Source organism: Myxococcus faecalis, assembly GCF_050039385.1.
In the GTDB taxonomy this organism is placed as follows: Bacteria; Myxococcota; Myxococcia; order Myxococcales; family Myxococcaceae; genus Myxococcus; species Myxococcus fulvus.
Window position 1 is genome coordinate 3,963,277 of record NZ_CP144336.1, and the last position, 15,702, is coordinate 3,978,978.

The 15,702-nt window shown below is 71.0% G+C and carries 10 protein-coding genes; 1 reads left to right on the top strand and 9 read right to left on the bottom strand.

Translation table 11 applies throughout. The features are described 5' to 3' along the window. Window positions 1-3: 3 nt before the first annotated feature. From VZQ01_RS15670 to VZQ01_RS15710, 9 genes are all read right to left on the bottom strand, one after another. Entirely contained in the window at window positions 4-1,173 is a 1,170-nt protein-coding gene (locus VZQ01_RS15670; RefSeq protein ID WP_426748243.1) for an alkaline phosphatase PhoX, read from the bottom strand. A gap of 85 nt (window positions 1,174-1,258) precedes the next feature. Further along, window positions 1,259-1,525: a DUF5985 family protein gene (locus tag VZQ01_RS15675; protein ID WP_223749247.1), complete on the bottom strand. Its 267-nt coding sequence runs from the start codon at window positions 1,523-1,525 to the stop codon at window positions 1,259-1,261. A gap of 15 nt (window positions 1,526-1,540) precedes the next feature. Then, a complete protein-coding gene (locus VZQ01_RS15680) occupies window positions 1,541-1,801 on the bottom strand; it encodes a DUF5985 family protein (protein WP_223749246.1) in 261 nt (86 codons plus the stop codon). Further along, window positions 1,794-2,198 (bottom strand): hypothetical protein, encoded by a 405-nt coding sequence (locus tag VZQ01_RS15685; RefSeq protein ID WP_223782394.1) that lies wholly within the window; start codon window positions 2,196-2,198, stop codon window positions 1,794-1,796. The genes VZQ01_RS15680 and VZQ01_RS15685 overlap by 8 nt, the downstream gene beginning before the upstream one ends. Before the next feature lie 30 nt (window positions 2,199-2,228). Then, window positions 2,229-3,284 carry a response regulator gene (locus tag VZQ01_RS15690; protein ID WP_426748244.1) on the bottom strand — a complete coding sequence of 352 codons (1,056 nt, stop codon included), beginning with the start codon at window positions 3,282-3,284 and terminating at the stop codon, window positions 2,229-2,231. Then, on the bottom strand, window positions 3,281-3,829 hold the full coding sequence (locus VZQ01_RS15695; protein ID WP_223749244.1) for a chemotaxis protein CheB: 549 nt from the start codon (window positions 3,827-3,829) through the stop codon (window positions 3,281-3,283). Before VZQ01_RS15695 ends, VZQ01_RS15690 begins: the two co-directional genes overlap by 4 nt. Further along, window positions 3,826-4,659 (bottom strand): CheR family methyltransferase, encoded by an 834-nt coding sequence (locus tag VZQ01_RS15700; RefSeq protein WP_267698218.1) that lies wholly within the window; start codon window positions 4,657-4,659, stop codon window positions 3,826-3,828. Before VZQ01_RS15700 ends, VZQ01_RS15695 begins: the two co-directional genes overlap by 4 nt. Then, window positions 4,656-10,559, bottom strand: a complete 5,904-nt coding sequence (locus tag VZQ01_RS15705; protein ID WP_223749242.1) for a HAMP domain-containing protein — start codon at window positions 10,557-10,559, stop codon at window positions 4,656-4,658. Before VZQ01_RS15705 ends, VZQ01_RS15700 begins: the two co-directional genes overlap by 4 nt. A 331-nt stretch (window positions 10,560-10,890) precedes the next feature. Continuing rightward, window positions 10,891-11,694, bottom strand: coding sequence for a hypothetical protein (locus VZQ01_RS15710; protein WP_223749241.1), 804 nt, complete (start codon window positions 11,692-11,694; stop codon window positions 10,891-10,893). Window positions 11,695-11,898: 204 nt separating this feature from the next. On the opposite strand from VZQ01_RS15710, the gene VZQ01_RS15715 reads away from it, so the two are divergent. Continuing rightward, window positions 11,899-15,558: a protein kinase domain-containing protein gene (locus VZQ01_RS15715; RefSeq protein WP_426748245.1), complete on the top strand. Its 3,660-nt coding sequence runs from the start codon at window positions 11,899-11,901 to the stop codon at window positions 15,556-15,558. Window positions 15,559-15,702 lie beyond the last annotated feature (144 nt).

Consider the following 15,702-nt stretch of genomic DNA (forward strand, 5'->3'; position numbering starts at 1 on the left):
GCCTCAGCGGAAGGGACCGGACACCTCGAACGTGACACCGGCGTTGATGGAGTTCGAGGTGCCGCGCTGCGAGCTGAAGTACAGCCGCCGCCCATCCGGGCTGAAGGCCGGCCCGGTGAGCTCCGAGCCCGAGTGTCCCCTCAGCCGGAGGAACGACGACACCACGCGCTGGGGTCCCGGGGTGATGAGACACAGGTCCATGGTGCCGCCGTCCTCGGCGACGAACAGGTCCCCCGAGCGCGACACCACCACGTTGTCCACGCCCGTCAGCGGCGCGAGCGGCAGGAGCGACGCCGCGTAGATGACCTCCAGCCTCCCCGTCGCCGGCGCGTGCGCCCACACGCGGTTGTCTCCCTTGGTGGTGAAGTAGACGGTGCCGCCGTCGTACCAGCAGCCCTCGCCGCCCTCGAACACCGTCGTGCGCGCCGCGACGTCCGGCTGACGCGACACGGACTTCTCCGGCGAGCACCGCACCCACGACAGCCGGGCCTCACCCGCCAGCGCGTCGCCCGACACCTTCGCGGCCTCCAGCGTGCCCTCCGACAATCGGGGCCACACGGACGGCGTGAAGCGGTACAGCCGCCCCTCGGGCTGGTCCTCCGTCAGGTACAGCCGCTGGCCCACCGGGTCCACCGCCACCGCCTCGTGCGGGAACGCGCCGAGCGCCGGCCGCTCCACGCCCTGCGACGGCCTCGCCGGGTTGCACTCCCACACCCAACCCGTCGGGTGCTCCTCGCACGACAGCCACGTGCCCCACGGCGTGGGCCCGCCCGCGCAGTTCAGCCGCGTGCCCGCGAGGATTCGATAGGCCGCCAGCACCCGGCCGCCCGCGTCGAAGCGCACCGCGCTCGCGCCGCCGGAGATGGCCTCGCTGTTGGACACATAGACGTAGCCACCCTCCGGCCGCGCGAAGCAGGCCCCCCCGTCCGGCGCCGGATGCCAGACGTAACCGGTGGGCCCCACCGGTTGTCCCGAGCGCGCCACGATGCGGGAGGTGAAGCCCGCCGGCAGCCTCAGGCCGTTGGCGTCGGGCGAGCCGGAGATGGCGCCGTAGGGACCGGGGCCCGCCTGGGCCGGGGCCGCGTAGGCGTCCTTCCAGAACCCGGGGCCGAAGGCGAGCGCGCTCCCCCCGAGCGCGGAGAGACGAAGGAAGTCGCGACGACCGAGCCGCATGCGTGGTTCTCCTGTACCGGGAAGGAGAACCACCCGCGCGCCGCCCCACCACTGAACGCGGAGGACGGGTGCGCGTCAGGACACATCAGCCGCGTCGACTCTCGCGATTCTTGTCCCAGATGGCGTAGAGGATGATGAGGAAGGCGACAAGCCGGGCCACGTAGATGTAGTAGCGCCGCTCGTCCTGCACGTCGATGAGCGCGGCCACCACCGAGTTCACCCCGAGCACCGCGAACGACAGCGCGAAGAAGGCGAACAGCCGGTCGTGCGACTGCTTCCAGAAGCGCAGGAAGAACAGCGCGCAGGCCAGCCACGCCATCGCCACCGCGCCATTGAGCATGGAGTGGAACATGGGGGGTTCCTCTCGCTACGAGCCGTCCCAGATGAGGCCGTACAGCAGGACGGAGACGCTGGCCAGGGTGGTGAGCTGGCGGGGCAGGTACAAATCAATCGTCGTCGGCAGGACCACCAGGTCCACGAACAACAGGACGTTGTTGACCGCCATGCCCACGAAGCACAGCCCGCTCCACAGCAGGAGCCGTGACTGGCTGCGCTTCCATGCGCGCAAGAGCAGCACCGCGCACGCCATGCTCGTCAAGGCACAGAGGATGTAGACCGCTTCAGCCATGGTCGCCGTCCTTGTCCTTCTTCAGCACGAAGGCCTCCGCGAAGCCCCGGACCTTGTCCAGGGGCCGGGAGAAGATGAAGGAGATGACACTCACCCGGCGCGCACCGTACACCGCCGCCAGCTCCGTGACGGCCTGCACGTCCTCCGAGCTCGCCGGACTGAAGCGATAGACGGGCACACGTCCGCCGTCGCTCACCAGCAGGCTCCTCGCGGTGAGGTCCGCCAGCCTCGCGGCGGCGGAAGGTTCTGTGATGCGCAGCTCCAGGCTCACCGATGACGCGGTCCACTCCCGCCCCGGCTGGGCTCGAAGCAGGAGGAGCACCTCCAGCTTCTCCAGGGAGTCGATGTGCGTCGTGATGAAGCGCTGGACCCGCGGCGGAAGTCCGGCGTCGCTCACAGGGCCACCATGCCCACGTTATTTTGTGCGTCAACCTTTTCTCGCAACAGGATGTTCAGGTTCCGGCGCGGACGTGTCCCTCGCCCGCTCGCCCTGCCTCACGGGAAGCGGGCCCTCCATGTCCTCCCGTCCCGGGTGGGCGGGCGCAAGCTGCCTGAGTCCTTCCACAAGCTGCACCGTGGCGCTCGGCGCCGCCACGTCCAGCAGGGCGAGCAGCACCGTCTCCGGACGGCCATGCATCCGGGGCAGCCAGGTGCTGAAGGCGCGCACCGAGCCTTGTTGGCCACCCCACTCCCAATCCACATGGAAGCCCTGGAGGGCCTCACCGCGGGCCGCGCGCATGAGGGGCTGCTCGTCGGTGGAGAGCACCTGGCCTTGCGGGCCTCGCACGACGAGGCCCTCGTGGAGGCCCTGGGCCTCGCGGTACGCGAGCCCTCCGCCAGCGAGCCCCTGGGCCGCGCGGTTGGCCAGCAGGGTGTGGCCCGTGCCGGGCTCTACCAGGGCGAGCGGCGTGGGGAGCGCCGCGAGCACGGCCTCCAGCCAGCGCTGCTGGTTGCGGTGCGTCTCCATCTCCCGGCGCAGCAGCTCCTCGCGGGCGCGGGCGCGCTCGGCGTCCACGCGGCGCTGGGCCTCGGCCAGCTCGCTCTCGTGCTCGCGCCGCTCGGTCTGCCGCAGCACCTCCGCCTGACGCTTCACCAGCTCCGTCTTGCGGTAGAGGTCCGCGAACACGCTCACCTTGGAGCGGAGGATCTCCGGCTCGTAGGGCTTGAGCAGGTAGTCCACCGCGCCCACGGCGTAGGCGCGCAGCTCCGGCAGCTGGCCGCGCGACAGGGCGGTGAGGAAGAGCAGCGGGGTGTGGCGGCTGCGCTCGCGCTCGCGGATGAGGCTCGCCGTCTCGAAGCCGTCCATGCCCGGCATCACGACGTCCAGGAGGATGGCGGCGAAGTCCTGGGAGAGCAGGTGGCGCAGCGCCTCGCGGCCGCTGCGCGCGGTGACGAGCTGGAGCCCCAGCGGCGCGAGCGTCGCCTCCAGCGCGAGCAGCCCCTCGGGCTGGTCGTCGACCAGGAGGACGGACACGGGGCTCATGGCTGCACCCTGCCGCGCGACACGTAGGCCAGTCGCGCGAGCCAACCTCCCACGTCCCCGAGTGACAAGCGCTCGACCTCCGCGTCGAACAGCTCCACGTCCTCGCCGCCCACCAGCGCCACGCGCCCGCCGCGCGCCTGGAGCAGGCCCAGCCCCGTGAGGCCGTCGTCATGGCCGCCGAAGAGCAACCCCGCCGCGGCGGCGCCGTGGCTGTCCGCCGCGGACTCGAAGAGCGCGTCGATGGCGGGACGACAGCCGTGCTCGGGAGGCTCCACCGACAGCGACACCGAGCCCCGGTCCACCAGCAGGTGGTAGCCCCACGGCGCCAGGTACACGCGGCCGGGCACCAGGTCGTCCTTGTCGTCCGGCTCCACCACCGGCAGCGCGCAGCGGCGGCCCAGGGGCTCCACCAGCCGGTCGTGCGGCCCCCGGTGCAGCGCCACGACGACGGGCGCCGGCAGGTGCGCCGGCAACACGGACAGCAGCGTCTCCAGGTCCGCCGCGGCGCCACGCGGCGCGCCCACCACCAGCAACCCCACGCTCATGACACCCTCCGGAAGATGCGACCACTGCCCTCCAGCTCCTCGAAGGCCTGGGCGTGGGGCGTGCGCGACAGCGACTCCTTGCGCCCCAGGCACAAGAAGCCGAAGCGGGCCAGGCTCTCGTACAGCCGCGAGTGCACGCGGTTGTGCAGCGCGCGGTTGAAGGACAGCAGCGTGTCCCGGCACACGATGACATGGAATTCGTTGAACGAGCCGTCGATGGCCAGGTTGTGCTGGGTGAAGAAGATGCCGTCGCGCAGCTTCGGCTGGAGGAGCGCCCAGTTGCCGTCGCGCGTGTAGTGGTCCGACAGCGAGCCCTTGCCACCCGACTCCGCGTGGCGGCGCGCGCAGTCCTCGGCGGGCAGGGGCACCACGCCCGTGCGCGCGTCCGCGAGCAGCCCCTCGCTCGCGTCGGACGCGTACAGCCGGCACCGCCCCCACAGCCCCTCTTCATGCAGGAGGATGGCCAGCGAGTAGGTGTCCTCGCCCGTGCCGCAGCCCGCGTGCCACACGCGCACCGACGGCCAGGTGCGCAGCACGGGGACGACGCGCGCGCGGAAGTCGCGGAAGAAGGCCGCGTCCGAGAAGAGCGTGGGCGGTGTGCACGACAGCGCGCGCAGGAGCCCCTCCAGCGCGTCGCTGTCGTGGAGCACGCGGGCCTGGAGCGCGGAGAAGGACTCCAGGCGCTCCTCGCGCAGGTGACGCCGCAGCCGCCGCAGCAACTGCGGACGCGAGTGGCTGCGCAGGTCGAAGCCCCAGTGGCGGGCCACGCCCTCCAGCAGGAGCTCCGCCTCCAGCGTCTCCAGCGCCGAGGACTGGGCCCCGGCGCTCACCCGGAGACCTCCGTGCGCGGGCCCTTGGCCTGAGCACCCCGGGGCGCGTGCAGCCACACGCGCAGGAGGCTGAGCAGCTTCTCGATGTCCACCGGCTTGGTGATGTAGTCGGACGCGCCCGCCTCCAGGCACTTCTCGCGGTCACCCTTCATCGCCTTCGCGGTGAGGGCCAGGATGGGCAGGTGCGAGACGCGCTCCATGCGGCGGATGGCGCGCATGGCCTGGTAGCCGTCCATCTCCGGCATCATCACGTCCATCAGCACCAGCTCGATGTCCTCGTCCGTCTCCAGCTGCGCCAGGCCCTCGCGCGCGCTCTCCGCGAAGGCCACCTTCATGCCGTAGCGCTCCAGCACGGTGTTGAGGGCGAAGATGTTGCGCACGTCGTCGTCCACCACCAGCACCTTGCGGTTGACGAGCAGCGGGTCCCGCTCGCGCGCCTTCTCCAGCATGCGGCGCTTGGTCTCCGACAGCGTGGCGGGTGAGCGGTGCAGGAACAGGCTCGTCTCCTCCAGCAGGCGCTCGGGGCTCTGCGCATCCTTGACGACGATGGCCTCCGCCACCCGACGCAGCTCCGTCTCCTGCGCGCGCGACAGCTCGCGGCCGGTGTAGACGATGATGGGCGGCCCGCCGGCCCCATGCGCCTCGCGCACGCGGCGGATGAGCTCCGTGCCGGGCAGGTCCGGCAGGCCCAGGTCCAGCACCATGCAGTCGAAGCGGCGCTCCGCCAGCGCGGCCAGCGCGGCCGCCGCGGTGCCCACCGCCATCGTCTGCACGTCGTCGCTGCCCAGCAGCTCCTGGAGCGACTGGCGGTGCACGGCGTCGTCCTCGACGATGAGCAGCCCCCGGCCCTTGCGCTCCACGAAGTCGCGCAGGGAGGCCAGCGCCGCCACCGCCGCGGCCGGGTCCGCCGCCGCGCGCAGGTGGCCGATGGCGCCCAGGTTGAGCGAGCGCTCGCGGTGGTCGTCGTCCGACACGGTGTAGACCGGGAGCGCGCGCGTGCTGGCGTCGTGCTTGAGCCGGTCCAGCACCACCCAGCCCGCCATCTCCGGCAGGTCCAGGTCCACCGCCACGGCCACGGGCCGCGAGTCGCGCACCACGTCCAGCGCGCCCTCCACCTCCGTGGAGACGAGCACCTTGAAGCCCGCGCCCTGCGCCGCCGCGCGCAGCCGCGCCGCGTGGTCCGGCGCGTGCGTCACCGCCAGGAGCACCTTGTCCCCGGGCTGGATGGTGGCGCGGTCATCATCGATGGACAGCGTGACGAGCCCCGTGGGCGCCGAGGAGGGCTCCTCCAGGTGCAGGGGCGGCGGCAGCATGGCGACCGACTGCGCCAGCACGCTGGACACCAGGCGGTTGTCCACGCCGGGCCGCTCCGCCATGAAGTCCAGGGGCAGGTAGAGGGTGAAGATGCTGCCCTGGCCCGGCTCGCTCTCCAGCCGGATTTCGCCGCCGAGCAGGCGCGCGATTTCGCGGCTGATGGACAGGCCCAGGCCGGTGCCGCCGTACTTGCGCGCGGTGGAGCCGTCCGCCTGCTGGAAGGCCTCGAAGATGATGTGGTGCTTGTCCTTGGGGATGCCGATGCCCGTGTCGCGCACGGAGAAGGCCACCACCGAGGGCGCGCTGGAGAGCACCGGGTGGTCCGGCGTCCAGCCGTTCCTCGCCATGCCGATGCGCAGCGACACCGAGCCGGACTCGGTGAACTTGAAGGCGTTGGACAGCAGGTTCTTGAGCACCTGCTGCAGGCGCTTGGCGTCCGTCTCCACCTCGCCCGCCATGCCCGGCGACAGGTCGATGTCGAACTGGAGGCCCTTCTTGTCCGCCACCTGGCGGAAGGTGCGGTCCACGAACTCGCGCAGGTCGCTGAAGCGCAGCGGGCCCACGTCCACCGTCATGGTGCCGGACTCGATCTTGGACAGGTCGAGGATGTCGTTGATGAGCTCCAGGAGGTCCGCGCCCGAGGCGTGGATGGTCTTGGCGAACTCCACCTGACGTCCGGTGAGGTTGCCCTCCACGTTGTCGCTGAGCGTCTGGCTGAGGATGAGCAGCGAGTTGAGCGGCGTGCGCAGCTCGTGGCTCATGTTGGCGAGGAACTCGGACTTGTACTTGGAGGTGAGGCTCAGCTGCTCGGCCTTCTCCTCCAGCGCGCGCTTGGCCTGCTCGACCTCGCCGTTCTTGCGCTCGACCTCCGTCTTCTGCTCGGAGAGCAGCTTCGCCTTCTCCTGCAGCTCCTCGTTGGTGCGGCGCAGCTCCTCCTGCTGACGCTTGAGCAGTTCCTCGGACTGCTGGAGCGAGGTGGCCTGCTGCTCCAGGCGCTTGTTCGTCTCCGTCAGCTCCTCCTGCTGCTTGCGCAGCTCGTCCGTGAGCGCCTGGGACTGCTTGAGCAGCGCCTCGGTGCGCATGTTGGCGGCAATCGTGTTGAGCACGATGCCGATGGACTCGGTGAGCTGCGCGAGGAAGCCCAGGTGCACCTCGCTGAAGCGGTGGAACGAGGCCAGCTCGATGACGGCCTTGATTTCCCCCTCGAAGAGCACCGGCAGCACGACGATGTTGCGCGGCACCTCCTCACCGAGCCCGGAGGAGATGCGGATGTACGTGTCCGGCACGTCCGACAGGAGGATGGGCTCCTTCTCCAGCGCGCACTGGCCGACCAGGCCCTCGCCCAGCTTGAAGGTGTTGGAGAGGCCCTTGCGCTCCCGGTACGCGTAGGACGCGAGCAGCTTGAGGATCTGCTCCCCGGCCTCGGCGCGCTCGGAGATGTAGAAGACGCCGTGCTGCGCGTCCACCAGCGGCGCCAGCTCCGACAGGATGACCTTGGACACCGTGAGCAGGTCGCGCTGGCCCTGGAGGACGCGGGTGAACTTGGCCAGGTTGGTCTTGAGCCAGTCCTGTTCCGTGTTCTTGCGCGTGGTGTCCTTCAGGTTGCGGATCATCTCGTTGATGTTGTCCTTGAGGGCGGCCACTTCGCCCTGCGCGGACACCGTGATGAAGCGCGTGAGGTCACCCTTGGTCACCGCCGTGGCCACCTCGGCGATGGCGCGCACCTGCGTCGTCAGGTTCGCGGCGAGCTGGTTCACGTTGTCGGTGAGGTCGCGCCAGATGCCGGCCGTGCCGGGCACGCGCGCCTGTCCACCCAGCTTCCCTTCGATTCCCACCTCGCGGGCCACCGTGGTCACCTGGTCGGCGAACACCGCCAGCGTGTCGATCATCCCGTTGATGGTGTCCGCCAGCTCGGCGATTTCACCCTTCGCGTCCACGACGAGCTTGCGCTTCAGGTCGCCGTTGGCCACCGCCGTCACCACCTTGGCGATGCCGCGCACCTGCGTCGTCAGGTTGGAGGCCATGGAGTTCACGTTGTCCGTGAGGTCCTTCCACGTGCCGGCCACCCCCTTCACCTCGGCCTGACCGCCCAGCTTTCCTTCCGTACCGACTTCGCGGGCGACGCGCGTCACCTCGGAGGCGAAGGACGACAGCTGGTCCACCATCGTGTTGATGGTGTTCTTCAGCTCCAGGATTTCACCCTGCACGTCCACGGTGATCTTCTTCGACAAATCACCGCGCGCCACGGCCGTGGTGACTTCGGCGATGTTGCGCACCTGCGACGTCAGGTTCGACGCCATCGAGTTCACGTTGTCCGTGAGGTCCTTCCACGTGCCGGCGACGCCCTTCACCACGGCCTGTCCGCCGAGCTTTCCTTCCGTACCCACTTCGCGCGCGACGCGGGTCACCTCCGAGGCGAACGAGTTGAGCTGGTCCACCATCGTGTTGATGGTGTTCTTCAGCTCCAGGATCTCGCCGCGCACGTCCACCGTGATTTTCTTGGACAGGTCACCGTTGGCGACGGCGGTGGTCACCTCGGCGATGTTGCGCACCTGCGCGGTGAGGTTGGAGGCCATGGAGTTCACGTTGTCCGTGAGGTCCTTCCACGTGCCGCCCACGCCCTTCACGACGGCCTGACCGCCGAGCTTTCCTTCCGTCCCCACTTCACGGGCGACGCGGGTCACCTCGGACGCGAACGAGTTGAGCTGGTCCACCATCGTGTTGATGGTGTTCTTGAGCTCCAGAATCTCGCCACGCACGTCCACGGTGATCTTCTTGGACAGGTCACCGCGCGCCACCGCCATCGTCACCTCGGCGATGTTGCGCACCTGGGACGTCAGGTTGGAGGCCATGGAGTTCACGTTGTCCGTGAGGTCCTTCCACGTGCCACCCACGCCGCGCACCACGGCCTGACCGCCGAGCTTTCCTTCCGTGCCGACCTCCTTCGCGACGCGCGTCACCTCGGAGGCGAAGGACGACAGCTGGTCCACCATCGTGTTGATGGTGTTCTTCAGCTCCAGCACCTCGCCGCGTGCATCGACGGTGATCTTCTTCGACAGGTCACCCTTGGCGACGGCCGTCGTCACGTCGGCGATGTTGCGCACCTGCGCGGTGAGGTTGGAGGCCATGGAGTTCACGTTGTCCGTGAGGTCCTTCCACGTGCCACCCACGCCGCGCACCACGGCCTGGCCGCCCAGCTTGCCCTCGGTGCCGACCTCGCGCGCGACGCGGGTCACCTCGGACGCGAACGAGTTGAGCTGGTCCACCATCGTGTTGATGGTGTTCTTCAGCTCCAGGATTTCGCCCTGCACGTCCACGGTGATCTTCTTCGACAGGTCTCCGTTGGCCACCGCCGTGGTCACCTCGGCGATGTTGCGCACCTGCGACGTCAGGTTCGACGCCATCGAGTTCACGTTGTCCGTGAGGTCCTTCCACGTGCCGGCGACGCCCTTCACCACGGCCTGACCGCCCAGCTTTCCCTCGGTGCCGACCTCACGCGCGACGCGGGTCACCTCGGAGGCGAACGAGTTGAGCTGGTCCACCATCGTGTTGATGGTGTTCTTCAGCTCCAGGATCTCGCCGCGCACGTCCACGGTGATCTTCTTCGACAGGTCTCCATTGGCGACGGCCGTCGTCACCTCGGCGATGTTGCGCACCTGGGACGTGAGGTTGGAGGCCATGGAGTTCACGTTGTCCGTGAGGTCCTTCCACGTGCCGCCCACGCCCTTCACCACGGCCTGACCGCCCAGCTTTCCCTCCGTACCCACCTCACGCGCCACGCGCGTCACTTCCGAGGCGAAGGACGACAGCTGGTCCACCATCGTGTTGATGGTGTTCTTCAGCTCGAGAATCTCACCGCGCACGTCCACGGTGATCTTCTTGGACAGGTCGCCCTTGGCGACGGCCGTCGTCACCTCGGCGATGTTTCGCACCTGCGACGTCAGGTTCGACGCCATCGAGTTCACGTTGTCCGTGAGGTCCTTCCACGTGCCGGCGACGCCCTTCACGCGGGCCTGGCCGCCCAGCTTTCCCTCGGTGCCCACCTCGCGCGCCACGCGCGTCACCTCGGAGGCGAAGGCGCCGAGCTGCTCCACCATGCCGTTCACCAGCCGGGCGGTGCGGAAGAACTCGCCCTTCAGCGGCCGGCCGTCCACCTCCAGCGCCACCGTCTGGGACAGGTCGCCCTTGGCCACCGCGCCGATGACGCGGCCCATCTCCGTCGTCGGCTGCGCCAGGTCCGCCACCAGTGTGTTCACCGACTCCACGCAGTCGGCCCAGGAGCCCACCGCGCTCACCACGTGCGCGCGCTGGGTGATGCGGCCCTCCTTGCCCACCACGTTGCCGATGCGCTCGAACTCGTGCGCCATGCGCTCGTTGAGCTCGATGATTTCGTTCAGCGAGTCCGCGACCTTGCCCGCGTTGCCCACCTTGTCCACGGGCATGCGCACGGAGAAGTCACCCTTGCGCACCGCCGTCAGCACGCGCAAGAGCTGCCGCGAGTCCAACGCATCCGAGTCGTCCTCCACGGAGCGCTGCGGTGGCACCACCGCACGAGCGCGACGCGAGACAACCTTCTTCACAGTCATTGAGAGCCCCTGCACGTCCCTGGGATGGGCGCGGCCTCTGCGTTGTCCCGCGACTCCCCGCCCCCGACAGCCCCCTCGGGAGGGCACAGTGCCCACCACCGGACACTCGCTCGCGACTTCGTGCGCCAGCCAACATTGACCCAGGGGAGGTCCGCCACGGCGCGTGAAGTCGGACACGCGGACCGAGCCTGCCCGCCCGCTCGGGAGGAAGGCGCGCCCGGCGGTTCCCGGACGCGCCCCGCGCCCTTCCAGGAGCGCCTGGACTCACGCCGGCACGGCCTCGGGCCCTGTCGCCCGAGGCCGCCCGAAGCGCCGGCGTGCGAGCCCCGCGTCAGAAGCAGCGCGCGCGAGCGGCGACACCGGTCTGGTTCGAGGAGCCGCTCAGGTACCAGTAACCGGAGTCGTTGTAGATGCGCACGTACTCACCGCTCCCCTCGAACTTGCCGCGCACGAACGTGAGGCCGCAAGCGCGCGTCGAGGGCGTCGCCATGAGGTAGGACGCGGGCGAGCCCTGGTACCAGGCGACTTCATTCGTATACGCGGGGTCGGTGCCGGACGGCGAGACGTCGATGCACCGCGCGCGGGCGCGCACGCTGCTCTGGCTGGAGTTGCCGTTCAGGTACCAGCTCCCGCCGCTGACGTAGGCGTGCACCCACTCTCCGGTGCCGTTGAACTTGCCGGCGATGCCCACCAGGTAGCAGACGCGGTTGGTCGCGGTGCCCATGTAGACGGGGTACGCCATCGACTGCGTCCACTGGTACTCGGTGGTGTCACCCTCGGCCTCCACGCACCGGGCCGCGCCGTGGATGCCCGTCTGCTGCGAGGCGCCGCCCAGGTACCAGGAGCCGCCCGACTGGAAGATGTCCACGCGCTCGCCACCTCCCTGGAGGTCGCCGCCCACGCGCGTGAGGAAGCACGAGCGCCCGTCCGTGCCTCCCATCGGCTTGGCGAGGTTGCCCTGGGACCAGGTGAACTCGTTGCTCGCCACCAGCGCGGCGGACGTGCTGGCCAGTGACTCGGCGCCGGGCGTGGACGCGCCGTTCTGCCCAGGCGCCTCGGTCAGGTCCTCGGGGCCGCAGCCCCACAGCACGGCGGGAATCGTGAGCATGACCAGGGTGTGACGCAGCTTCGACATGAGGGTGTCTTTCTCGGTGATGGGTTGGGGCGCGCGTTCGCGCCGCCGCCTGCTTGAGCAAGGCACATGCCGCATGCGTGTCGTCGCGCGCTCCGAGCGGGCGCCCGTCCTCGCCCCTCACGTGGCACCACGAATGGCACTCGGATGGCACATGCCTCCGGGTGTGCCACCTGGGTGCACGCGCGCGTGTGGTAGCGTCGGGCCATGCCGCCGCACGGCGCAGATGGACCGCCCCTGACGCCCACCCCGCCCGCGCTGGAGCACTCACCGGCGACCGCCGCCACGGCGGAGGGCTCGGTCTCCGGCGCCTCGCGCGACGAAGCCCCGCGCGCATCCGAGGCCACGTCCTGGGGACACTACGAGCTGCTCGGCCTCCTGGGCCGGGGCGGGATGGGCGAGGTCCACCGCGCGCGCGACACGCGGCTGGGGCGACAGGTGGCGCTCAAGTTCATCCGGGGCGCGGCCCCCGAGCGGGCCATGCGACTGGTGCAGGAGGCCCGCGCCCAGGCGCGCATCGACCACCCGCATGTCTGCAAGGTCTTCGAGGTCGGCGAGGTCGAGGGCCGGACGTTCATCGCCATGCAGCTCGTGGAGGGGGAGCTGCTGGAGCACGCCGCGGCGCGCATGACGCTGACGCGCAAGCTGCGCCTGATGAAGCACGTGGCCGAGGCCGTCCACGCCGCCCACGCGCTGGGCGTCATCCACCGCGACCTCAAGCCCTCCAACATCATGGTGCGCGGCGCGGACTCGGACCGCCCCACGCCCGTCATCCTGGACTTCGGCCTCGCCTACGAGCTGGCGCTGGGACACGGCCTCACCACCACGGGCGCCGTGCTCGGGACGCCCGCGTACATGGCGCCGGAGCAGGCCCGCGGCGAGGTGCGCGCCGTCGACCACCGCGCCGACATCTACGCCCTGGGCGCCACGCTGTACGAGCTGCTCACGGGGGCCCCGCCCTTCCAGGGCGCCACGCCCCTGGAGACGCTCGCGAAGGTGCTGGATGGGGAGCTCGCGCCGCCGCGCGCGCGCGTGCCCACGCTGGACGCCGCCCTGGACACGGTGTGCCTCAAGTGCCTCGCCCGGGAGCCGGACCAGCGCTACGGCTCGAGCCTCGCGCTCGCGGAGGACCTGGGGCGCATCCTCGACGGGCAGCCCATCCTCGGCCGCGGGCCCGGCCTGGTGGACCGCGTGCGGCGCCTGGCGCGAGCGCACCGCGTCGCCTTCTGGCTCTCGGCCGGCTCGCTGTCCGGCATGCTGCTGCTCGGCGCCGCGGGAGGACAGGCGTGGTTGTCCCGGAGGGAGCTGGAGGCGCGCACCGCCTCGCGGGTGCTCCTGGCGGAGCAGCTGGGCCAGCAGGTGCGGGAGCTGGAGTCGTTCGTGCGCGCCTTCCAGGCCCTGCCCCTGCACGACACCCGCCCCGAGCTGCGGCTGGCCCGCGAGCGGCTGGCGAAGCTGTCGGCCATGGAGACCGGGCTCGGCCCCCAGGAGGAGGGGCTCGTGCGTCAGGCGCTCGGTCGGGGGCACCTGGCGCTGCGCGAGTTCGAGCAGGCCCACGAAGCCTTGGAGCGCGCGCACGCCTTGGGCGTGGACACGCCGGGGCTGCACTACGCGCTGGGCCGGGCGCTCGGCGAGCGCTATCGCCAGGGCCTGGAGGACGCCCGGCGCGAGGGCGGGGCGCGGTGGGTGGACGAGCAGCGACGGCAGCTCGAGGCGCGCTTCCTCACGCCCGCCCTCGCCTCGCTGGAGCGGAGCCGGAGCCTGGAGCTGGAGTCGCCGCGCTACCTGGAGGGGCTCATCGCCCTGTACCGCGGCGAGCACGAGGCCGCCGAGCACGCCGCCCAAGAGGCCATGGCCCAGGCCTCCTGGATGCCCGAGGCCCGCGCGCTCGCGGGGGACGTGGCCCGTGCTCGCGCCATGATGTTGCTGGAGCAAGGGGATTACGTCCAGGCACGACGATGGCTGGAGGAGGCCGGCCAGCGCTACGAGAAGACGCTGGAGCTGGGCCGCAGCGACGCGTGGGGTCATGCGGCGCTCGCCGAGGTGTGGCTGCAGCGCTCCGAGCTGGACAAGCGCGAGGGGCGCTCTCGCAAGGCCGCGCTCGACGAGGCGGAGCGGGCCGTGGAGCGCTCGCTCACCGCCGACCCGGAGCGCGCGGCGGGCCACACCCAGCGGGCCCAGGTGCTGATGAATCAGTATCGCGCGGTGAACTTCCAGGGGGAGCCGGACTCGCGCGGCGCTGCGGCCCTCCTCGAGGAGTGGACGCGCGCGGCGGCGCGGGCCGTGGAGCTGGACCCGCGCGACGTGCTCGCGCTCGACTCGCTGGGCTACAGCCACTTCATGCGGGGCTTGCGTCAGGCGCGCGCGGGCGAGACACCGGAGGCCTCCTGGAGCGAGGCCTTGCGCTGGCTGTCGCGCGCGCTCGAGCTGCAGCCGCTGTATCCCTGGGCGCTCAACGACTTGGGGCTCGTGCACCGGTGGCGGGGCAACCACCTGCGGGAGCACGGTGGGGACCCGCTGCCCGCCTACGAACAGGCCGCGCGCGCCTTCCTCGATGCCACGCGCGTGGACCCGCAGTACCTGTTCGCCCACTCGAACCTGGCGGAGCTGTACGTGGCGATGGCGGGCCACCGGCTGGGGCTCGGCCAGGACCCGGAGGACGACGTGCGGCGGGCGCTGGAGGCGAGCGGGCGGGCGCGCGCCATCGACGCCCGGTTCCACTCCGCGCTCGAGCACACCGCGGCGGCGGAGCTGACGCGGGCGCGCCACCTGGAGCAGACGGAGCAGGACCCGGGTCCGGCCCTGGAGCGGGCGCTGAGCGCGGCGCTCGAGGCCCAGCGGCTCAACGCGCGCTCGGAGCGCGCCCTCCTCCACCAGGCCACGGTCCACGTGGAGCGCGCGCGGTGGATGCTCCGCGAGGGCAGTGATGCGACGGCCGCGCTACGCGACACGCGCTCGGAGCACGCCCCGCGCACGCAGAAGACGCGGCGCGAGGCCGGCGATGCCACTGCCACGCTCGACGCGAACTCGGAGCGTGCCATCCCCCTCCAGACCTCGGTCTACAAGGCGCAAGCGCCGAAGATGCGGCACGAGAGCGGCGATGCAACTGCCACGCTCGTTGCGAACTCGGAGCGTGCCATCCCCCTCCAGACTCCGCTCCAGGAGGGGCAAGCGGCGAAGACGCTGCGCGAAGCCGGTGACACGACGGCTGCATTGGAGACGCAGCGGCTCGACACGCGCTCGGAAAGCGCCTTCACCCTCCCGCGCACTGTCCAAGAGGAGCACGCACGGTGGACGCTGCGCGAGGGCGAAGCGACTGCCGCGCTGGAGGCAGGGCGACGCGCTCTGGAGGAAGCCTATCGGCTGAGTCCCTCCTGCGCGGACTGCCGGGTGATGGGGGCCTGGCTGGAGCTGACGGCGGCGGACCTGGAACAACTTCGAGGCGGCTCGGGCTTGCCCCGCCTGCGCCGCGCGCTCGACGAAGCGCGGCGCGCGGTGGCGCTGTACGCCTATGACGAGAGCCACCTGATGATGGCGCGCGCTTGCTGGCGATGGGCCCGCGCCGCGTCCCCTTCCGTCTCGCACGAGGTGGAGGAGGAGGGATTGTCCCACGTGGAGAAGGCGCTACGGCTGTCGCCAGGACTGGCGGAGGCCGAAGCCCTCCGGGCCGGACTGCTGTGGGCGCGGGCCCGGGGCCTGTCGGACACGGCCTCGCGCGAGGCCACCCTGGGCGAGGCTCGCACCGTGCTCGACCAGGTCCTCGAGCGCGCACCACGGCTGAGCCGCGCGTACCCCCGGCTGGTCCAGGACCTCGCCGAGCCCGCGCACACCGGGGCCGCACTCCGAGCCCGGCCCGCGGCCCCCTGAACCGCCCCTCCCCGCGCGAGTCCGTCGCAACAAGGTGGCGGGAGCACCTGCGAAGTGTCTCAGCACTCCGCCGGCCTGCGCACGCTGGCTCCCCCTCGGCGCGCCTCCACGCTCCGCCACCTCGCACACGCTGGCCACCCGCGC